Source organism: Oceanobacillus sp. FSL W7-1293, assembly GCF_037969815.1.
In the GTDB taxonomy this organism is placed as follows: domain Bacteria; phylum Bacillota; class Bacilli; order Bacillales; family Amphibacillaceae; genus Oceanobacillus; species Oceanobacillus oncorhynchi.
This window is the reverse complement of record NZ_CP150212.1, coordinates 2,770,360-2,790,087: the sequence shown is the minus strand read 5'-3', so window position 1 is coordinate 2,790,087 and position 19,728 is coordinate 2,770,360. Positions and strand designations below refer to the sequence as shown.

General features: G+C 39.8%; 19 protein-coding genes. 11 read left to right on the top strand and 8 right to left on the bottom strand.

All coding sequences use genetic code 11. The annotated features are described in order from the left end of the window. Nucleotides 1-102: 102 nt before the first annotated feature. From MKY65_RS13710 to MKY65_RS13700, 3 genes are all read left to right on the top strand, one after another. Nucleotides 103-672: an XRE family transcriptional regulator gene (locus tag MKY65_RS13710; RefSeq protein ID WP_339177671.1), complete on the top strand. Its 570-nt coding sequence runs from the start codon at nt 103-105 to the stop codon at nt 670-672. Between the two features lie 62 nt (nt 673-734). Continuing rightward, nucleotides 735-1,040: a hypothetical protein gene (locus MKY65_RS13705; RefSeq protein ID WP_339177669.1), complete on the top strand. Its 306-nt coding sequence runs from the start codon at nt 735-737 to the stop codon at nt 1,038-1,040. Beyond that, entirely contained in the window at nt 1,040-1,156 is a 117-nt protein-coding gene (locus MKY65_RS13700; protein ID WP_339185250.1) for a hypothetical protein, read from the top strand. The genes MKY65_RS13705 and MKY65_RS13700 overlap by 1 nt, the downstream gene beginning before the upstream one ends. Before the next feature lie 171 nt (nt 1,157-1,327). Here the strand turns inward: MKY65_RS13700 and MKY65_RS13695 are convergent, their stop codons facing one another. The 5 genes from MKY65_RS13695 to MKY65_RS13675 all read right to left on the bottom strand — a co-directional run bounded on the left by MKY65_RS13695 (nt 1,328) and on the right by MKY65_RS13675 (nt 6,326). Beyond that, the gene (locus MKY65_RS13695) at nt 1,328-1,639 is read right to left on the bottom strand and encodes a hypothetical protein (protein ID WP_339177667.1); all 312 of its coding nucleotides are present in this window, start codon (nt 1,637-1,639) and stop codon (nt 1,328-1,330) included. Nucleotides 1,640-1,732: 93 nt separating this feature from the next. Continuing rightward, complete coding sequence (locus tag MKY65_RS13690) at nt 1,733-3,274, bottom strand: flotillin family protein (RefSeq protein WP_339177666.1); 1,542 nt, start codon at nt 3,272-3,274, stop codon at nt 1,733-1,735. Between the two features lie 142 nt (nt 3,275-3,416). Beyond that, nucleotides 3,417-3,944, bottom strand: coding sequence for a hypothetical protein (locus MKY65_RS13685; protein ID WP_339177664.1), 528 nt, complete (start codon nt 3,942-3,944; stop codon nt 3,417-3,419). Between the two features lie 178 nt (nt 3,945-4,122). Then, entirely contained in the window at nt 4,123-4,302 is a 180-nt protein-coding gene (locus tag MKY65_RS13680) for an aspartyl-phosphate phosphatase Spo0E family protein (RefSeq protein WP_042534554.1), read from the bottom strand. A gap of 662 nt (nt 4,303-4,964) precedes the next feature. Beyond that, nucleotides 4,965-6,326 carry a sigma 54-interacting transcriptional regulator gene (locus MKY65_RS13675; protein WP_339177661.1) on the bottom strand — a complete coding sequence of 454 codons (1,362 nt, stop codon included), beginning with the start codon at nt 6,324-6,326 and terminating at the stop codon, nt 4,965-4,967. A 244-nt stretch (nt 6,327-6,570) separates the two neighbouring features. Here MKY65_RS13675 and pruA point away from each other — a divergent pair, with 244 nt between their 5' ends. The 4 genes from pruA to MKY65_RS13655 all read left to right on the top strand — a co-directional run bounded on the left by pruA (nt 6,571) and on the right by MKY65_RS13655 (nt 12,379). After that, nucleotides 6,571-8,118: an L-glutamate gamma-semialdehyde dehydrogenase gene (gene pruA / locus MKY65_RS13670; RefSeq protein WP_339177660.1), complete on the top strand. Its 1,548-nt coding sequence runs from the start codon at nt 6,571-6,573 to the stop codon at nt 8,116-8,118. A gap of 102 nt (nt 8,119-8,220) precedes the next feature. Further along, nucleotides 8,221-9,228, top strand: a complete 1,008-nt coding sequence (locus tag MKY65_RS13665; RefSeq protein WP_339177657.1) for a proline dehydrogenase family protein — start codon at nt 8,221-8,223, stop codon at nt 9,226-9,228. Nucleotides 9,229-9,367: 139 nt separating this feature from the next. Next, nucleotides 9,368-10,855 (top strand): sodium/proline symporter PutP, encoded by a 1,488-nt coding sequence (gene putP / locus MKY65_RS13660; RefSeq protein WP_339177655.1) that lies wholly within the window; start codon nt 9,368-9,370, stop codon nt 10,853-10,855. A 489-nt stretch (nt 10,856-11,344) separates the two neighbouring features. Next, nucleotides 11,345-12,379: a lactonase family protein gene (locus tag MKY65_RS13655; protein WP_339177653.1), complete on the top strand. Its 1,035-nt coding sequence runs from the start codon at nt 11,345-11,347 to the stop codon at nt 12,377-12,379. 69 nt (nt 12,380-12,448) lie between these two features. Here the strand turns inward: MKY65_RS13655 and htpX are convergent, their stop codons facing one another. Next, nucleotides 12,449-13,354, bottom strand: a complete 906-nt coding sequence (gene htpX, locus MKY65_RS13650; RefSeq protein WP_339177651.1) for a protease HtpX — start codon at nt 13,352-13,354, stop codon at nt 12,449-12,451. 183 nt (nt 13,355-13,537) lie between these two features. On the opposite strand from htpX, the gene MKY65_RS13645 reads away from it, so the two are divergent. Both MKY65_RS13645 and tatA read left to right on the top strand, forming a co-directional pair. Further along, a complete protein-coding gene (locus MKY65_RS13645; protein ID WP_339177649.1) occupies nt 13,538-15,160 on the top strand; it encodes a M20/M25/M40 family metallo-hydrolase in 1,623 nt (540 codons plus the stop codon). A 71-nt stretch (nt 15,161-15,231) separates the two neighbouring features. Next, on the top strand, nt 15,232-15,447 hold the full coding sequence (gene tatA / locus MKY65_RS13640; RefSeq protein WP_339177648.1) for a twin-arginine translocase TatA/TatE family subunit: 216 nt from the start codon (nt 15,232-15,234) through the stop codon (nt 15,445-15,447). 192 nt (nt 15,448-15,639) lie between these two features. Here the strand turns inward: tatA and MKY65_RS13635 are convergent, their stop codons facing one another. After that, nucleotides 15,640-15,735, bottom strand: a complete 96-nt coding sequence (locus MKY65_RS13635) for a YjcZ family sporulation protein (protein ID WP_084612984.1) — start codon at nt 15,733-15,735, stop codon at nt 15,640-15,642. A gap of 136 nt (nt 15,736-15,871) precedes the next feature. On the opposite strand from MKY65_RS13635, the gene dacB reads away from it, so the two are divergent. Together dacB and spx are read left to right on the top strand one after the other, a co-directional pair. Continuing rightward, the gene (dacB, locus tag MKY65_RS13630; RefSeq protein ID WP_339177645.1) at nt 15,872-17,236 is read left to right on the top strand and encodes a D-alanyl-D-alanine carboxypeptidase/D-alanyl-D-alanine-endopeptidase; all 1,365 of its coding nucleotides are present in this window, start codon (nt 15,872-15,874) and stop codon (nt 17,234-17,236) included. 313 nt (nt 17,237-17,549) lie between these two features. Beyond that, the gene (spx, locus tag MKY65_RS13625; RefSeq protein WP_042534537.1) at nt 17,550-17,957 is read left to right on the top strand and encodes a transcriptional regulator Spx; all 408 of its coding nucleotides are present in this window, start codon (nt 17,550-17,552) and stop codon (nt 17,955-17,957) included. Between the two features lie 565 nt (nt 17,958-18,522). On the opposite strand, the gene MKY65_RS13620 is transcribed toward spx, so the two are convergent. Continuing rightward, complete coding sequence (locus MKY65_RS13620; protein WP_339177642.1) at nt 18,523-19,629, bottom strand: methionine biosynthesis PLP-dependent protein; 1,107 nt, start codon at nt 19,627-19,629, stop codon at nt 18,523-18,525. Between the last annotated feature and the right edge of the window lie 99 nt (nt 19,630-19,728).

Genomic DNA, 19,728 nt, shown 5'->3' with positions numbered 1-19,728 from the left:
TAGATTGACTCTATTGGTTTGTCTGGATTATGATTAAATATACTATAAAAGGATGTTCAAGAACTATAATAGAACACGAATGACTATTTGGCAAAGGAAGGAATGAGCAGCATCGAATTACATAAAATGGGAGAAAAAATTAAGTATGCAAGACGCCGGGAAGATAAAACACAGCAAGAAATTGCGGACGCTTCCAATATCTCTAAAAGTTTATTATCTAAAATTGAAAATGGACAGACTGCTTCAGCGATAGCGACGTTATCGAGAATTTGTGACGCTTTACATATACAGCTGTCATGGGTGCTGGATGATAAAGAAGAACAGGATATTGTTATTCAAAAGAAAAGTAACCGCCCGCAAAAAGTAGGGGATGAAAGCATGGGATACTCCTATGAAATTCTTGCTAACCGCTCCCAATATAGCGGGATTGAACCGACAATCGTCCATGTTACTCCAAAGTCTCTGAATCTGCGTGATGAAAAAACGTATACGCATTCACAGGACGAATTTATCTATATATTGGAAGGGGAAATTGAACTGCTATATGATGGGAAAAAGCAGTTGCTCCAAACAGGTGACAGTGCTTATTTCGCAGGGTCTAAACCGCATTTATTTCTCCCGGTAGATGATCAGGAGGCAAAGGTGTTGACCTGTTTTATTGACAGGGTCTGAATAAGGAGAGAACCTAAATCTAATTAATCAATATAACGTTTTTTATACTGGGAGGCAGAAGAATGAATTCACCTGAATGCTCTTTTTGTTATCCTTCTTTAATAAAAAATCAGCAAATCATATTGGAAAATGAAAAAGCAATGTTTTTACAATTAGAGGAAGCGCAGGAACCAGGGAGAGCACTCGAAGGAGCTGGAGTGATTGTGACCAAAGCACATCGAGTCTATCCATTTGACTTAACAGATGGAGAATGGCTGGCAATAAAAGATCTTTTACAGAGAGCAAAAATACTGATTGATGAAAAGCATGCACCTTCTGGATATAATATATCGGCTGGAACAGCGGTGAGGCAGCCGGCCAGCATGTGATGCATGCGCACCTGCATGTACTGCCGCGCTATAAGGATGAACAGATGAGAGGGAAGGGCATACGTTATCTGTTTAAGCTTGCATCGAATAAACGGACAGGGGAAGAGGAAAGTTAATTTAAGTACCGTGAGAATAAGACTGCATAATAAAAAAATAGGAAGTAAAAAAATCTCTGTTCATTTTCAAATGAACAGAGATTTTTATCTTCTTGCTGTGTTTGATTCCTAATTTCATAACAATAAAGCCGTTTCGAAATACCTCTCTTCACAATCTGGCAAACTGCTAGGTTATGGAGCAAAGTCCATTTGGCCAGTAATTAATAAGATAAATACGATTATCCAAAATATAAAGAAAGAAGAGGAAAGTATAAAAGATATAATCGGAATGATATTTTTTTCTGTTTTCTTTCCTAATCCAATAATTGATAATATGATACCCGCTGCTGTAAGAAAAAATGTGATATAATCACCAGCTAAGTTTCCGATGTTAGCTATCCTTGTAGGGGTTATGAAAACGATGAAAAAGCAGATAACACCGATGATAAGAGCAAAATAGCTAATAAGACCATGTTTTTTCAGCTTATCAGGTTCATTTTTCAAATTAACACCTCTTTATTCAAAGTAAAGCATGATATCATCCGGATAGTCAGAGAAACAACTTTATTGCCGTGCCGCAACTATTGCTGCCTTACATTAGTTATCATTATTTTCTTCGCTTGTTTTCGCTGCAGCTACTTCTGATGCCGCTGGTGCAGGAGTTTCTTTCGATTGCGGTTTAGCATTGCCTTTCGATGCACCTGCCAGTAATTCCTTAATATCGATTCCAGAGGTTTCTTTTAGATTTTCCTGCAATGTACTGATTAAGTTGGTTGCATAGCTGGAAACTTTGTTTGCTCCGCCATTAGCGCCATTGCTTCCTGTATCTACTACTGTAATCTTATCAATATTGGATAATGGGCTTGCAACTTGTTTTGCATAATCTGGAAGCATTTTGATAACCATATCAAGAATAGCTGCTTCTCCATATTGTTCAAAGGCTTGAGCGACTTTTTCTTTCGCTTCTGCTTCCGCAAGACCTTTCAAGCGGATAACCTCTGCTTCTGATTCCCCTTGTGCACGTTCTGCATCTGCTTTCGCAAGACCGTCAACACGGATTTTTTCAGCTTCTGCACGAGCTGCTGTTTCAATACGATATTGGTTCGCATCTGCGGTAGCCATTTCTCTTGCTTTTTCAGCAATTGCAGATTGCTCCACGGAATATCTGTCCGCATCTGCTTTTTTCTTAACTTCTGAATCATATTGCTTCTCACGACGCAAAATTTCTTTTTCTTCCAATTCAATTTGCTTTTGACGCTCGATGATTTTAATTTGCATTTCTTGTTCCGTAACTTCCTGTTTGGAACGGGCTGTTTCAAAATCATAAGCTTGGTCCGCGCGTGCTTTTGCAGTATCCTGCTCACGACGGTATTCAGATGTTTTTAATTGATTTTCTTTTTCTGATTCTGCAATCTCGGTTGCCCGTTGCAATTCTGCACGTTTTGCATCTTTTGCTGCTTCCGCACGCTTGATTCTCGTTTCTTTCTCTGCTTCAGCTGTAGCGATATCTGCATCACGTTTTACTTGTGCAATACGGGGCTTACCAAGTGATTCTAAGTATCCATTTGTATCTCTTACATCTTTAATCGTAAAGGATACGATAACTAATCCCATCTTAGCTAAGTCGTTAGAAGCAACCCGCTGTACTTCCTGAGAAAACTTGTCACGGTTTTTATAGATTTCTTCAACCGTCATTGAACCAAGGATGGAACGTAGATGACCCTCCAGTACTTCTTTCGCTTCCAGCTCCCGGTCCTGTTTAGATTTTCCGAGGAATTGTTCTGCTGCTGTAGCAATTTCACTGATCGTCCCGCCTATTTTAAAAATTGCTGTACCATCTGCTAAAACAGGAACACCTTGTTCTGTGTAAACTTCTGGAGTAGTTACCTCCAATTTACTTGATAAAAGACTAAGTGGTTCTGCTTGTTGAAAGACAGGAACGACGAATGTTCCGCCGCCGCGAATAATTTTAATTTTATTTCCGGCTTCATCTACGTGAACATTCTTTCCACCTAAATAACTTCCTGTAACAATGAGCGCTTCATCGGGGCCGGCTGTACGGTACTTGGTTACAAAGAGACCAAGCAGTGCCAAAAGAAGCGCAGCTGCTACAATAATAACAATCCACAATTCTGACATGATTTTCCTCCTCTAAGTTTTATTTTTCCGACTGCCGGCCCCTCTGGGTAAGAGGGGAGCAGCCGGAATTACTTCACTAGCATTCTCTCTATTTAAAAAGGAATGAAGCTTCAGTATATGTGAAAAGCTAATCCATGATTAGCTAATCCAACGATTGATAGGGGCTGACATAGAAAACACCATCTTTAATTTCGATAATTAAAACGCGCTCATCCTGAGAGATTGCTTCATTATCATAGCTGACAGCCGGTTTTGAGATAACTCCACTTTTCCATTGCACCATTACTTCTCCATAACCATCTATCGGAATAGATACAATCGCAGTCCCTACACTGCCAATGAGAGCTTCTTCCGAATATCCCCATGATTGTTCAGCTGATCGAATTGGAACAAGAACAAATAAATGCAGGAGAGTTACAAAAATGATACTTAATATAGAAGAAATAATTAAAATGATTAAACTTGACCAGTCCATAAACCATTCGAGAACATATCCCATGGCAGATAAAAAAATGAAAAAGGAGAGAACAAGCACCGGGTGCAAGAAAGGAATGGATTCAAAGATGCCATCCAATAAATCTCCAAACAATAAAACAACAACAGTTAAAATTGCTGCTATAATCAGTATCCATAAATATAAATCTTGTATAGCGTAACCAAATAAAGTCAATATGTACCCTCCCTTTTTCCATGTCTTACTTATATGTACGTTTATTGTTACAGTTTGGTTTCAATTTTTTGGAGGAAACGATGTATTTTATATTATTATAATAAAACAGAGGCCCCTTTATGAAAAGAGCCTCTTTCCCTATTTAATCATGTAATGATTTTGTTTGTACGTTTTTATGTTAAGTATCTAAAAGAACTAGCTGATTCATTAACTCATCTAATTCTTGGCTGCAGTTAACGGTTTCTTTGGCTCCCAAGCCATTCTTTTGTGCTTGTTGTAACATTTCACTTCTTTTTTGAACAATTGATAGTACAATGGCCTCCCTGTTGTACTCATCAATCTTTACTTCTTCTTTCATATCCTTTACGATGCACCTTTCTTAGTAATATTTGGCTGCGATGAATAATGTAATAAAAGCTTATTATTAAAGTACCAAAAGAATTATCGCAAAAAGAGAAAAAAAATGAAATGCTTTCGACAAAACTAGTGGTTTTTCTTTCTCATTTTTTTAAAAAATGGTCTGAGAGTCTTATTCTTAAAATAGTAGTTTAGTGATTTTACTGAATAATCGAGCATCATTATTTTCCTTTTCTTTTAAAATATACCAATGTAGATCATCATCTAGCTGCTCGTGGGGGCAGTTTTCCGTTTAATTAGCAGTGTACGAGCGTATTCCTTGAAGAAGCGCATTAATATTTGATTTTTCGATATATTTAGTAAAAAAATGATGTTGTTCTAAAGAAGAGTGCGATGCGCTCTTACAAAGATAGTCTCCTTATTTCACGGCGGGGAGCGGGGATCCGTTTTTGCAAGCACCTAGCTGTAAGGCTAACATGCATTTTTCTACAGTATGGATGGTTAATTAAATAATGTTTTGCTTTTTAACCAATTAAATAAAGAGAGGGAAAAAAACCTCTCTTTTTATTTAACTGTCTTTGATTTCATAAAAAGCGACATGTGTCCGCGAATATTTTTTAGCCCTGGAAAACAGCTCCAAACGTTAATGAAAAAGAAGGTATATCAAATGTCGAGATGGTATTTTTTAATTTTTTGATACAAGGTAACACGGGATATACCAAGCTGTTTAGCGGCCTTTGATTTATTGCCGTTACATAATTCCAATGCCTGTTCAATTGATATTTTCTCCAAGTTTTCCTTCTCCAGCGGCAGTGTTTCCGTATGCGGCAAGGGAGGATTTGAAAAGGAGACCGGGAGAAAGCTTAATACATCCTGTCTGGTTAAGGTTGTTCCCTCATGCAGGATAATGATTCTTTCCATCAGGTTTCTGATTTCTCTTATATTTCCAGGCCAATGATATTGCTGCAGGGCTTCCATTGTTTCATCAGGTATCTCTGGAATAGAAGTCTGATACTTCGCAGCAAATTGCTTTAAAAATGTTTTTGCCAGGATGCTGATATCTTTTTTTCTATCACGCAGAGGAGGCATGGTCAATTGAATAACATTTAATCGGTAAAATAGATCCGATCTGAATTTATTCTCTTGCATCAGCTTTTCTAAATTCTGATTTGTTGCAGCAACGAATCGGACATCAATTTGTTTTCCGCCTGAGTCACCGATACGGTAAATACGATTTTCCTGCAGAACACGCAGAAGCTTTACCTGCATATCTAAGGGAAGCTCACCTACTTCATCTAAAAAAACTGTGCCGCCATCAGCCATTTCAATTTTCCCTGCTTTCCCTCCTTTTTCAGCACCGGTAAAGGAGCCGCTCTCATAGCCAAATAACTCACTTTCAAATAATGCCTGCGGGATGGCGCCGCAATTGACAGGAATAAAAGGGGCATTCTTTCTTTTACTGGCATCATGAATCGCCCGGGCACATACCTCTTTCCCTGTACCGCTTTCTCCAAGAATCAAGGTGGTTGCATCGGTTCCGGCAGTTTTACTGGCGAGCCGGATCATTTGGTGAAGCGCCTGACTGTCTCCTTTTAATTTAGCAAAGGGAGAGCTGGAAGAGGCGGGAGTCATTTTTTGCTTTAGCTCCTGCAGCTCTTGGGAGGTACTTTCCAAATTATCGTTCAGTTTCACAATGTGGGTAATATCCCGTTCAATCGAAATCACACCGATTAAAGTATTTTCCTGATTGAAGACAGGGGAGGAATTGACCACAACATGCTTATCTTTCCTTGGTCTGTGATAGGCATTCTTAACAGGCTTCCTCGTATTTAAAACCTTCATTACCATCAGGTCATCATGTGAAAAGAAGTCTGTGACAGGCTGGTTGATAATTTGTTCTTTATCAATTTGATAGGTTTGTTCGGCAGCATGGTTCCAATAGATTACTTTTTGTTCTATATTTACAATGGTAATGGCATCATCTTCAGATTGTAATAATTCCTCAAAGAAAAAAAGTTCATTCATATACTCACCTCGTAAATGTAAAGTAAACTGTAAACCCTCTATACAATATGTGTAATTTTCCTTTACACTATTGTAAAGGTGATTTGCAGTAAAAGGCAATAGAAAATCACAAAATAATGAAATCGCTTCCATTATTCACAAGCTTTCATCAGGTGTTTTTATTAATAATGATAATACTGGCATGTTTTTTGCATATAGATTGATAGAAAAACAGAATTAAATTATCTACTAGGAGGTATGTTACATGGTGCAGCCATTTACACATGAACCATTTACAAATTTTAAGAAAGAAGAGAATAGAAAAGAACTGGAGGGAGCATTACGTTCTGTCCGCACGGAGCTGGGTAAAGATTATCCGCTGGTTATCAACGGAGAAAAAGTTTATACAGAGGATAAACTGGTATCCATCAACTCAGCTAATAAGGAAGAAGTGGTTGGAAACGTATCAAAAGCAACAAAGGACCATGTCGAACAGGCTTTTCAGGCAGCAGTAGAAGCTTATGAAACCTGGAGAAAAGTACCAGTGGAAGATCGTGCGCATGTTTTATTCCGTGCGGCCGCAATTGTCCGCCGCCGCAAGCATGAATTTTCTGCTTGGCTGATTCAAGATGCCGGCAAGCCTTGGGATCAGGCGGATGGAGATATTGCAGAGGGCATTGACTTTTTAGAATATTATGGACGCCAGATGCTGGAGCTTGATCAGGGAAAACATGTAGAAGACCGTATGACGGAAAATAATAAATATTTTTATAAAGCAATGGGGCCCGGTGTTGTTATTCCGCCATGGAATTTTGCATTTGCTATCGTGTGCGGAACGGTTGCTGCTCCGATTGTTGCTGGAAATCCGGTCTTATTAAAGCCTTCTGAAAATACACCGGTTATTGCATATAAGCTTGTAGAAGTATTAGAAGAAGCTGGTCTGCCTAAGGGCGTATTAAATTTTGTGCCGGGTGATCCAAAGGAAATTGGCGATTATCTGGTAGACCACAAAGATACGCATTTTATTAACTTTACCGGTTCACGAGCGACTGGTGTCCGTATTTTTGAACGTGCAGCTAAAATTCAAGAAGGACAGCAGCATCTGAAGCGGGTTGTTGCAGAAATGGGCGGGAAGGATACAATTATTGTTGATGAAACAGCTGATTTAGATTTGGCTGCGGAGTCAATTGTTCATTCTGCATTCGGATTCTCCGGACAAAAATGCTCTGCATGCTCCCGTGCAATCATCCATGAGGATGTCTACGATGAAGTTATCAGGAAATCAGTTGAAATTGCCAAAACATTAACTGTCGGCAATCCATCTGAGGAAAATGTGTATATGGCTTCGGTTATTAATCAGGCACAATTTGATAAAATCAAAAACTATATTGAAATTGGCAAGGAAGAAGGAGAGCTTGTTTTCGGAGGAGAGACAGATGACTCTAAAGGCTTCTTTATCTATCCAACTATTTTCAAGGATCTGAACCCTAAAGCACGTATCATGCAAGAGGAAATCTTTGGACCTGTCGTTGCGTTTGCAAAGGCAAAAGACTTTGATGAGCTTTTAGTGATTGCAAACAATACAGAATATGGGTTAACGGGAGCGGTTATTTCTACAAATCGCAATCATTTAGAACGTGCCCGGGAGGATTTCCATGTCGGCAACCTGTACTTTAACCGCGGCTGTACAGCAGCCATTGTCGGTTATCAGCCATTTGGCGGATTTAAAATGTCAGGAACCGATTCAAAGGCAGGAGGTCCGGATTACCTGCAGCATTTCTTGGAGGCTAAAATTGTGTCAGAACAATTTTAATAGATAGCAGCTTGCCTGTGAACAGAAGCAGAAATCGTTTTTTCTGTTCACAGGAAGCTTTTTAAATGAAGAGCTTGTTTTGAAGATGGGGGATATTGGGTTATGGCTAATTTAGCTAGAGATTTTTTTATAGGACTTTCCAATAATGACTTTTTAAATAAAAGCGCAAGAAAATTTGGAACGCGGTTTGGAGCAGAACGTTTCGTAGCCGGAACCGTTTTCGATGCCATTGTTCCTGTAATAAGAGAGTTGAATCAAAAACAGATATCTTGTACAATGGACCACCTCGGCGAGTTTGTAACTGATAGAAACGAAGCAGTGCATGCAAAAGAGAATATCATAGCAATGCTTCATCAAATTCAGGAAGAGAATTTGGATTGTCATATTTCTATCAAACTGACGCAGCTGGGGCTGGATATTGAAGAAGCTTTTTGTATTGAAAATGTGGAGCAGATTCTAGACGTGGCTCATGCATGTGACATTTTTGTGAATATAGATATGGAGAAGTATATCCACTATGAGAAAACCCTGGAGATTCTGAAAAGCCTTCGAAAAAGCTATACCAATGTCGGTACGGTTATACAGACATACTTGTTTGATGCAGAGAAGGATTTAAGAGATCTTGAAGAAGTGCGGCTGCGTATCGTAAAAGGAGCTTATAAAGAAGACAGCACGGTTGCGTATTCCTCCAAAGAGGAGATTGATAAGAATTTTCTGGTGATAGCAAAGAAAAGGTTGCTTGGAAAAGCTTTTACATCTATCGCAACGCATGATCATCGTATCATTCAGGAATTAAAGGAGTTTATCGAAGAACATCACATTTCAAAAGATCGTTTTGAGTTTCAAATGCTTTACGGTTTCCGAGTCGATATGCAGCATCAATTGGTAAAAGAGGGGTTTCGATTCTGCACATATATCCCCTTTGGAGAGGATTGGTTCGGATATTTTATGCGCCGTTTGGCAGAGAGACCGCAGAACCTGAATCTTCTTATGAAAGATGTTTTTTATACAGAGGAGGATAAGCTGAAAAAGCAGCCGATTATCATTGGAACTGCAGCGTTAACGCTGTTGCTTTTTTGGGGGAGGCGGAAGAAGAAGGAGAAGCAATAGCAGATAACTCATAAAGGATTGTTTCTCATACCGTCTTTTTCAACGCCTGTTATTAGAGACAGGCTAATGAACAAAATGAAAATTACAAGTTTTACACTTGTTATTATAAATTTTATCACCTACAAAGGGAGAGGGAAGGATGTCAGAAACAACCTATCAAATTACGGCGATTGTCTTGTACTTTTTAGTGATGATCGCTATTGGCTTATATTCTTACCGTAAGACATCGAATTTAGATGACTATATGCTGGGCGGAAGAAGTCTGGGGCCTGTTACATCAGCACTGAGTGCCGGTGCTTCCGATATGTCGCAATGGCTGTTAATGGGGCTTCCCGGCGCAATTTATGTATTTGGTCTGGCCGAGGGATGGATGGCCATCGGTCTGGCAGCCGGGGCTTGGGTAAACTGGCTGATTATTGCTCCGAGACTGCGGACCTATACCGAGGTATCAAATAACTCCATTACGATTCCAAGTTACTTAGACAGCCGCTTTAAAAACAATACGAAGGTATTACGCATCGCATCCGGTATTGTTATATTGCTTTATTTTACATTTTATGTTTCTTCAGGGATGGTTGCAGGAGGCGTATTTTTTCAGAGCGCCTTTGATGTAAACTATCATACTGGCTTAATGACCGTAGCAGCGGTAACTATTATCTATACACTTGTCGGCGGTTTTCTTGCAGTCAGTTTTACCGATGTAGTGCAGGGAACGATGATGTTCCTGGCGCTGATTCTGGTACCGGCAATGACCATTGTTTCACTTGGAGGAATTGGCGAAACAGTAACCATTGTCCAAGATGTCAATCCCGATATATTAAGCTTTTTTGCCGCTGCATCAGCCACGGGGATAATTTCATCCTTAGCATGGGGACTGGGTTATTTTGGGCAGCCGCATATTATCGTTCGTTTTATGGCAATCAAGTCGGTGAAAGAAACCACTTCTGCCCGCCGTATCGGCATCAGCTGGATGGTCATTTCATTAGTCGGTGCTGCCGCAACAGCGATATCCGGATTTGCATTTTTTCAAGCCAATCCAGAATTGACATTAGCGGATCCAGAGGCTGTATTTATTGTTTTAGGGCAATTATTATTTCATCCATTCATAGCTGGCCTTCTGCTGGCGGCAGTACTTGCCGCAATTATGAGTACGGTGTCTTCCCAGCTGCTGGTAACTTCTTCTGCGCTGGTGGAGGATATTTTCAAGGCTGTGTTTCATGCAGATGCAAAGGATAAAACCTATGTGAATTTGGGGAGACTGGCTGTTTTAGCTGTTTCACTCATTGCTATGATATTTGCCTGGCAGCAAAATGATACCATCTTAGGGCTTGTTTCTTTTGCATGGGCAGGCTTTGGTGCTTCTTTTGGACCGGTCGTTCTGCTGTCTCTATTTTGGAGGAAAACAACAGGAGCTGGAGCCCTTTGGGGGATGATTGTCGGTGCGGTCGTTGTATTTGCATGGGGCTACTCTCCATTGTCCGGATATTTATATGAAATAGTACCCGGGTTTATTCTGAGTACAGCTGTAATTATTTTAGTCAGCCTTCAAACGTATAAGCCTAACAAAGAAATTGAAGCAGAATTTAATGAAACCATGAACAGGCTTCAAGAGCATAAGAATAAATAAGAAATAGGGCCGGGGTGTGACTCCGGCTTTTTTCTTATTACTCAATTTTCGCACACTAAAAGTAATTTCATTTCCATAGGAACAGGAGTTGATCGTTCCTTGGATAACTCCCTTGACAAAGAATAGAAGGTGAAGTGTAAAGCACCGCTGCGGCGGAAAGCGGAGTGGTTGGTTGTAGGAGCTATGCACCTTCACCAATTCCAAAAAGGCCGATATTTAACCAAAAAGTAAGCATGATAATGGAGAACATGTTCATCTTGGAATAGCAAGATATGTATGCTTATTCTTAGGTACGAAAGTTGAGTTATTTTATAAAAAGTTGGAGGAAGCCGCCTCCAACGGATTTCATGGGGTGAGCAAACGCAGGCTGGAGGATAACTGTTTTAGCAGCAAATTGAATTTTTAAAATGCTTATATATGTAACCTTTTTGTCGAAAATGATACAATGAACAAATGAAAGAATAGTTTTTGAAGGAAGGATGCATTCAAATGAGCAAATACTTTGGTTACGCAGGAACCTACACAAGAAAGACAAGCCAGGGAGTATATCGATTCACTCTGGATACAGAAAAAGGGCAGCTGTCTGCTTCTGAGGTAGCAGCAGAGCTTGGAAACCCAACATATCTTAATTTTAATGAAAATCAGGATTATTTATATGCTGTTGCGCAGGAAGATGATATGGGAGGCGTAAATGCTTTCCGTGTTGATAAAACGAGCGGAGAATTAACCCCATTAAATGGTCAATTGGTAGAAGGGAACCCTCCATGCCACGTAGAGGCAGCAGCAAACGTGGTAGTAACAGGAAATTATCATAAGGGTGATATTGGCCTTCATTTTACAAATGACGATGGAGAAGTAGAGCAAGGGCAATTTACCAAGCATGAAGGAAACGGACCGCATGAAAGACAGGAAAAACCGCATGTTCATTTCACTGGATTTACTCCAGATAAGAAATTTATCGTTGTTGCAGATTTAGGAACAGATCGTTTAGTGACGTATAAGATGGCAGATTCTTCTTTGCAGGAAGTGAGTACTTTTCATGCAAATCCGGGGAGCGGACCAAGACATATTACGTTCCATCCGAATAAACCAATTGCTTATCTAATTACAGAGCTTTCTACAGAGGTAATTGTTTTAGATTACAATCAGGAGACAGGCGAATTTACGGAGAAACAGACGATTCTTGCGAAGCCTGCTGACTTTGAAGAAACAAACGATGCGAGCGCGGTTCATATCACTTCAGATGGAAAATTCCTTTATACAGGAAATCGCGGGCATAATAGTATTGCTTCATTCAAAGTAGATGAAAATAGCGGAGAGCTGACATTTCTAGAATTCACACCATCTGGCGGGGAATGGCCAAGAGACTTTGTATTAGATCCGACTGAAAAATTCCTTCTTGCTTCTAATCAGCATACCGGAAACGTTGTATTGTTTGAAAGAGATGCAGAAACAGGAAAATTAACGCAGACAGATCAGGTAATCGATGTTCCAGAAGTGGTTTGTGTGAAGTTTCTTTCCTAATTAGCTATTAAAAAAACTTCCTTTTGCGGAGGAGTACGAAAACGCTCCGCAGAAGGAAGTTTTATTTTCTTAGCGCTGTTGTAATCTAGCAATTCGTTCATCCAGCGGCGGGTGAGAAGATAAAGCATTAAGGATACTGGATTTATTGCTGATTTTCATGGTTTGAATTGCTGTGTCATTTGTGTGATCGTCTGCTTCTGCACGATTGATATAAGCTTTTAACGATTGTAAAGCATGTGTCATCTTATCACGGCCTGCTAAATCTGCACCGCCCCGGTCTGCGTGATATTCCCGATGTCTGGAATAAGCACTGACGACAAAGCTTCCTAAAATAGAAAATAAGATTTGGAAAATAATGATTGCAGCAAATTGAACAATCCATTGCAGCTCGGAACGTACAAATCTGGAAACGATCATTGCAGCGATCCGGGACAAAAAGACGACAAATGTATTGACGATTCCCTGTAATAAGGTCATTGTCACCATATCGCCATTCGCAACGTGAGCCACCTCATGTGCAATGACTCCTTCTACGGCATCATCATCCATACTGTCCAGCAGACCTTGAGAAACAGCAACTAAAGAGCGTTTTTTACTTGGACCTGTTGCAAAAGCATTTACTTCATGTGACGGGTAAATACCAACCTCTGGTGTATGTGCAAGTCCGGCAGCACGGGATAACCGTTCTACTTTTTCATAAACGTCACGCTCTTGCTGTGTAGTAATATGATTCGGGTCAACTATTTTCACCTTCATCATGGTCTTAGCCATCCAACGGGACATTGCTAAAGAAATAAATGAACCGGTAAAACCTACAACAATACTGAATATCATGAGAGAAACATAATCAATTCCGCCATCTGAACGATAGCTTGGCCCAATATCAAATATACTTGTAAGGATGGACCAGACAATGACGATTGTCGTCATAACTAAAATGTTTGTTAAAAGAAACAGTGTAATTCTTTTCCCCATACATAACCTCCTGATGAATTTTCTATACTATAAATAAATCATACCATATTTTGCGGCCAAGACTGAACTGTTATCTAGCTGGCCATGGAAAATTATTTGGGAAGAGAATACCTGCTAATAATGTAAACGCGTTCAATTGCTGATATAATAGAAAGGAAGGTTAATAGAAAGGCGGGGGTTTTCGTGGAGGCATTTCAATGGAACAGTGCGGATGAATTACGCCAGCTCTTAAATGAGCTAGTCAGCTGGAAGAGTATCAGTCTTTCAGAAGGAGAAAAGCAATTTCCCAGAAAGCTATATGCTAAGCTTCAGGATTTAACTTATTTTCATGACCATCCTGCTTACTTAAATCTGCATGAGGCAGACCAGCGCCGGAAGCTTTTAACGGCTTTATATAAACATCCGGAAGCTGCGCAGACGATTTGCCTGATCAGCCATTTTGATACGGTGAATACCGAGGAATATGGTTCACTGGAGCCGCTCGCAACACAGCCGGAGGAGCTTACGAAAGTATATCTGGAACAAAAGGATACATTTTCGAGAGACATCCGTGCAGATATAGAATCAGGTGATTTCTTATTCGGGCGCGGCACAATGGATATGAAGATGGGCCTCGTGATGCATATGAGTCTGATTGAACAGGCCAGCATTGAGAAGTGGCCAATTAATCTGCTTTTATTGACTGTGCCCGACGAAGAAGTGAATTCAGCAGGAATGCGTTATGCCATCCCTGTTCTGACGGAATTACAAAAACAGCATGAGTTAACCTATACGTTATTTTTAAATAGTGAGCCGACATTCCGTCATGATCCAAAGGACAATACACACTATATTTACAGCGGGACGATCGGGAAGGTATTAGCTGGAGCGTTATTCTACGGAAAGGAAACCCATGCAGGAGAGCCATTGAGCGGAATGACATCTCCGTTTATCTCTTCATTTTTAACAAGGGAGATGGAATGGAATCCCATTTTTCAGGAAACCGTACTCGGAGAAACCGCTCCGCTGCCGGTTACCCTGCAGCAAACCGATTTGCGGCTGCGGTACTCCACTCAAACTCCGTACCGTTCTTCCGCTTTGTACAATATTTTTCTTTTAGAACGGACAGCAGAAGAGGCCTTTGCTTTATTTGAACAGGTTGCCAAGACTGCTGCTGCACAATGTAATGAGCGGTATAAAAAGATATGTAAGGATAATCAAGTGCAGCCGATTGGTCATGTGAAAGTAATTTCTTATAAAGAGTTATTAGAGTATGCAGGGAATAAACTAGGCAGGGAATTTGTTGGAGATGTGAAAAAGGATATTCATTTTCATGATGACTATGATGACCGGGAAAAATCGCTTCGTATTACGGACAGCTTAATGATTCATTGTCAGGAGCTTGCCCCAGCCATGGTGATTTTATTTGCGCCTCCTTATTATCCTGCTGTAAATTCCAGCGGCAACGCCTTTGTAGAATATTGTGTCGATTTTGTTGAAAAAGAAGCAAAAAAAGAATTTCAATTAGATATCAAACGAAGTCATTTTTTAAATGGAATTTGTGATTTAAGTTATGTACATTATCAGGGAAGTGATACAGGCTTGCAGGTCTACGAGGAAAACACGCCTGTCTGGGGGGATTCGTATGAATTGCCATTTTCATTGATGCGTGAATTGGATGCGCCTGTGTTAAATGTAGGTCCGTTCGGGCATGATGCACATAAACGCACAGAAAGGCTGCATATTACCAATGCATTTGAGCAATTTCCATATTTAATGCGTCAGCTCATTCTACAAATTTCACAAAAAGAAGCCAAATCGTCATAATTTTATAGGTGTAACCATTAAAAAATAGATCGAAATGATTTATAATGAAATCAGAATGGAGGTGTGGTTCCATGAGTCCAGCAAACATAGGTATTCCGGGTTTGATATTGATAGTTGTCATTGCCTTAATTATTTTCGGTCCCAAAAAGCTTCCGGAAATCGGGAAAGCAGCCGGACAGACCTTACGGGAATTCAAAAATTCAGCAAATAATATAATGTCTGAGGAAGACAAAAAGAAAGAAATAAAAGAAGATAATGATGAGCCTGAAAAGGATCCGTCAAAATAAGAGAAACAAGGCGCCGATGTAGTTTTCCATCATGCGCCTTGTTTTTATATTACACATAAAAAATGCTTGTAAAGAGGTCGATGCCTTATCTTTACAAGCGTTCATAATCACGATCTATTTTCTTAGCCAGCCGTACGTGAAGCTAATTAATTATAGGGAAGAGGAGGAAAAGATTTGTTTATCATGGCATCACTAGAATCCCCAATAAGAAGTACCTACAATAATCAATAAGATGAACAGGACTACCAGTAGAGCAAAACCTCCGCCAAATTCATTGTAATTACTCATTTTTTACACCCCCTGTATGTTTACTATATGAAATGATTTTATGTTTGAGAGGGTATTTGACTAGAAAAAAGGATTTTAACCTATAGTTATCGAATTAGAAATTTAAGAACGTAATACATCATCCGAGGTGGAATCGATGCAAAAACTAAATAACTTTTTATTAAACAAATGTAACAGCAAGGGGGATGTTTTAGGAATAAGTGTGCGCTCCGGGACAAGTGGTGCAAGCCTGTTTGATTATTATGCATCAACACGGCTGCAGCCTGCTTCCAACTTGAAAATACTGACAGCAGCGGCGGCATTAAGGAAATTAGGTCCTGAATATACATTTCAAACCGAACTTCATATGGGTGGAGAAGTAGTGGAGGAAACCTGTCATGGTAATGTTTATTTGGTTGGAAAGGGAGATCCGACTTTACAAGAAAAGGATTATAAACAGTTTGTGGCTTCTTTAAAAGAGCATGGGATTAGAAATATATCCGGAGACTTTATTCTTGATGACAGCTGGTACGATGATATCCGCTGGTCTGATGATTTAATTTGGGCTGATCAGCAATACGGGTATGGTTCAGAAGTATCTGCTTTAACACTTGCTCCAGATGCTGATTATGATACGAATACAATTAAATTTATTATTTCTCCAGGAGAATTGAATACAGCGCCAAAAATAGAAATCCTGCCGCATACGGAAGGAATCACAGTAGTTAATAAAGCCGTAACGACAGAAGAAGCGGATGAGGAAGCACTGATTGTAAGACGGGATAATGCAGAAAATCACTTTTTTATATCTGGAGAAATCGGCAGGAAAGAAGGAAAGCAGGAAGTATATATGGCCATTAAACATATTGAAAGTTATATCGCTGACACAATCCGGCGAATGTTAAAAAAGGAAGGTGTTGTGCTAGAAGGCCAGATAAAAAAAGGAAAGCTTCAGGGAGATGCAGTGTGTATTCACCATAAACAGTCACTGCCATTAACTGACATTATTATTCCCTTTATGAAGCTGAGCAATAATGGGATTGGTGAAATGATCACAAAAGAATTAGGGCGTAAAACATATGATGACGGTTCATGGGAATCCGGTCTGACAGCAGTAAAAGAAGCTCTGGCTTCCTATTCAATCAATCTGGATACAATCCAGTTAAAGGACGGTTCCGGAATTTCAGCAGCTAACTTCATTCCAGCTGAAGAGCTGACGCGATTACTGTATGAAATTCAGCAGGAAAAGTGGTTCCCTGCATTTTTAGCCAGTCTGCCGGCAGCTGGAGAAGCGGATAAAATGATTGGAGGCACATTACGTGAACGTATGAAGGGACTGGATGTTCAGGCGAAAACAGGAACCATTGAAGGCGTCAGCACCCTTTCCGGCTATGTAACCAATGTAAAGGGACAACGGCTTATCTTTTCCATCTTATTTAACCATTTATTAGATACGGATACAGGAAAAGAATTAGAAGATGAACTGGTTGCGAAAATGGCGGAGATAGAAGAATGGTGCTGACCTCTGTCATTTGTTTTCTTTTGAGTTCGTTATTTGATTTAAGTTGTTATCAGACAGAAATTTAAGTGCGTATCGTGAAGCCGGGAAAGCATATTTACAGAGCGAAGGAATAATAGCAGTAAGCTTTATTTCATTGAATTAAGCTTCATTTCATGTTTTTTTTATGACCTTACCATAGTTTTACCACATTTCCATGCTAAAGTGAAACTAAGATAGAAAAAATGGAATGAAGAAGCAGAAATGTTTTACTTTCATTTCATCATAATCACTTTGATTCTTGTAATGAATATGTCAAATAATAAGGAGAATGAATATGACAGTGCATATTTACGGAGTATCTTGCTCATCTACAAGAAAAGCGAGACAATGGTTTCGCAAAAATGGAATTGCTTATAAGGAACGAAATATTTTACATCAACCATTGACAATTGACGAACTAAAGAATATTTTACAAATGACTGTAGAAGGTACGGATGAGATTCTTTCAACCCGTTCTAAAATTTTTAAAGAATTGAATTTGAATGTAGAGGATTTGTCTCTGCAAACTTTATTGAAATTAATTCACAAGTACCCAAGACTGCTGAAAAGTCCAATTTTGGTGGATGAAAAAAGATTCCAAGTTGGGTACCATGAGGAAGATATTCGTCAATTCTTACCTCGTAAAACGAGACAGCTGCAATGGTTACAATGGAAAGTGGATTTAGGTTTAATAAAAGGGTAACGAACCTTAAATGAACCTTAAATTATGGAAGCATACGATGAAATGGCTGTATGCTTCCATATGTTGAATGTTGAGCAAATTAAATAATATGTAAGGAAGAATATAATTTCATCTTTACGCCAAAAAAAGAGGCAGCTTTAAAATGAGCTGCCTCTTTTTTAAGAATAAGAAAGTAAAAAAATGCTGAATATATCCGCTCCAGAAATACACTTCGCTTTCCGTGGGCTTGAGCTCAGCCTCCTCGAAAAAAAGAAGAACACTTTTTTCCTGCGGGGTCTTCCCACTGCGCATTCCCACAGGAGTCTCCGTGTATTTCTTCCGCTAGAATTTGCGTTATTTCCTTGTAAAAAAGCAAATAAAACATAATTCCACTTAGATGGGAGCGGAGGGAAGTCGACTCCTGCGGGAAAAGCAACAGGTGAAGACCCCGCAGGAAGCGGTTTTCTTCCGAGGAGGCTGAACGTTGCCCGCGGAAAGCGACTTCCCGGAGCGGACATCTCTTTGGCAAGAACACCGATGTTTTAAAGACCAAGCGGTATTCTTGGTTTTTCTTAGGAGTATTGTTTTAAATTTTGCTGACAACCAGAAGCGCCTGTTCAATATCCGCTATTAAGTCATCCGCGTCTTCAATTCCTACAGAGAAACGAAGAAGGTCATCACCGATTCCTCTGTTATCTCTTTCTTCCTCCGGCATATCGGCATGTGTTTGTGTTGTAGGATAGGTAATAAAGCTTTCTACACCGCCCAGACTTTCGGCAAATACAATTAAGTTGAGGTTAGCTAAGAAAGAACGCACCTGCTCGGCATCTTCTAAACAAAATGAAAGCATGCCGCCTTTATTTGGGTAATAAACCTGCCCAATTGACGAGTGGTCTCGCAGGTAAGCAGCAATTTTCTGTGCGTTTTCCTCGTGACGCTGCATACGCAATGCAAGTGTTTTTAACCCGCGGACAAGCAGCCAGCTGTCTGAAGCAGATAATGTTGCTCCTGACGCATTATGCATTTCAAATAATTTTTCGGAAAGGTCAGGACTTTTGGTTACGACCAGACCGGCTAAAACATCATTATGACCGCCGATATATTTTGTCGCACTATGCACTACAATATCCGCACCAAGCGTGATCGGCTGCTGGAGATAAGGTGTTAAAAACGTATTATCAACAATAAGCAGCAGGTTATGCTTTTTAGCCAGCTCCGCATACTTTTCAATATCCACCTCCTGAAGTAACGGGTTCGTCGGTGTTTCTAAAAAGATAGCCTTTGTATTTTCATTAATACATCGTTCTGTTTCCGTAATATTTTGACAGTCATCATAGGTCACGGAAATATTATAAGCTTTTTCAAAATGATTAAAAATACGGTAAGTTCCTCCATAGATATCCTTCGTCGCGATAAGGTGGTCGCCCATACGAAACAGAGAGGAGAGAACTAATTGAATAGCTGCCATTCCTGAGCTGCAGGCGAAAGCAGCATCTCCTTCTTCCAGTTTTGCGAAACCTTCCTCTAAAACCGATCTGGTCGGGTTCTTGGTACGCGTATAATCATAACCTGTGGAATGACCAATTCCCTGGTGCTGATAAGCTGTTGACATGTAAATAGGCGGATTTATAGCCCCTGTCCGTTCATCTGTTTTATTACCTAACTGTACTAATGCTGTTTCTATTTTTCTCATTTCCTTCAGCCTCCTCAATCCCGAAACATGAATTCGCTCATCCTTCGCGAGTATGCAGTTTTCTTATGATTTTCCCATGTGAACTAAATAAAAAACCCT

Coding starts and splice junctions, on each gene's coding strand:
- MKY65_RS13680 (WP_042534554.1), bottom strand. CDS start 4,302: ATGAAAGAAGAAGTAAAGATTGATGAGTACAACAGGGAGGCCATTGTA.
- MKY65_RS13620 (WP_339177642.1), bottom strand. CDS start 19,629: ATGAGAAAAATAGAAACAGCATTAGTACAGTTAGGTAATAAAACAGAT.
- MKY65_RS13635 (WP_084612984.1), bottom strand. CDS start 15,735: ATGAGTAATTACAATGAATTTGGCGGAGGTTTTGCTCTACTGGTAGTC.
- dacB (WP_339177645.1), top strand. CDS start 15,872: ATGCAAAAACTAAATAACTTTTTATTAAACAAATGTAACAGCAAGGGG.
- htpX (WP_339177651.1), bottom strand. CDS start 13,354: ATGGGGAAAAGAATTACACTGTTTCTTTTAACAAACATTTTAGTTATG.
- pruA (WP_339177660.1), top strand. CDS start 6,571: ATGGTGCAGCCATTTACACATGAACCATTTACAAATTTTAAGAAAGAA.
- MKY65_RS13675 (WP_339177661.1), bottom strand. CDS start 6,326: ATGAATGAACTTTTTTTCTTTGAGGAATTATTACAATCTGAAGATGAT.
- MKY65_RS13655 (WP_339177653.1), top strand. CDS start 11,345: ATGAGCAAATACTTTGGTTACGCAGGAACCTACACAAGAAAGACAAGC.
- MKY65_RS13665 (WP_339177657.1), top strand. CDS start 8,221: ATGGCTAATTTAGCTAGAGATTTTTTTATAGGACTTTCCAATAATGAC.
- MKY65_RS13705 (WP_339177669.1), top strand. CDS start 735: ATGAATTCACCTGAATGCTCTTTTTGTTATCCTTCTTTAATAAAAAAT.
- putP (WP_339177655.1), top strand. CDS start 9,368: ATGTCAGAAACAACCTATCAAATTACGGCGATTGTCTTGTACTTTTTA.
- MKY65_RS13690 (WP_339177666.1), bottom strand. CDS start 3,274: ATGTCAGAATTGTGGATTGTTATTATTGTAGCAGCTGCGCTTCTTTTG.
- spx (WP_042534537.1), top strand. CDS start 17,550: ATGACAGTGCATATTTACGGAGTATCTTGCTCATCTACAAGAAAAGCG.
- MKY65_RS13700 (WP_339185250.1), top strand. CDS start 1,040: ATGCATGCGCACCTGCATGTACTGCCGCGCTATAAGGATGAACAGATG.
- MKY65_RS13710 (WP_339177671.1), top strand. CDS start 103: ATGAGCAGCATCGAATTACATAAAATGGGAGAAAAAATTAAGTATGCA.
- tatA (WP_339177648.1), top strand. CDS start 15,232: ATGAGTCCAGCAAACATAGGTATTCCGGGTTTGATATTGATAGTTGTC.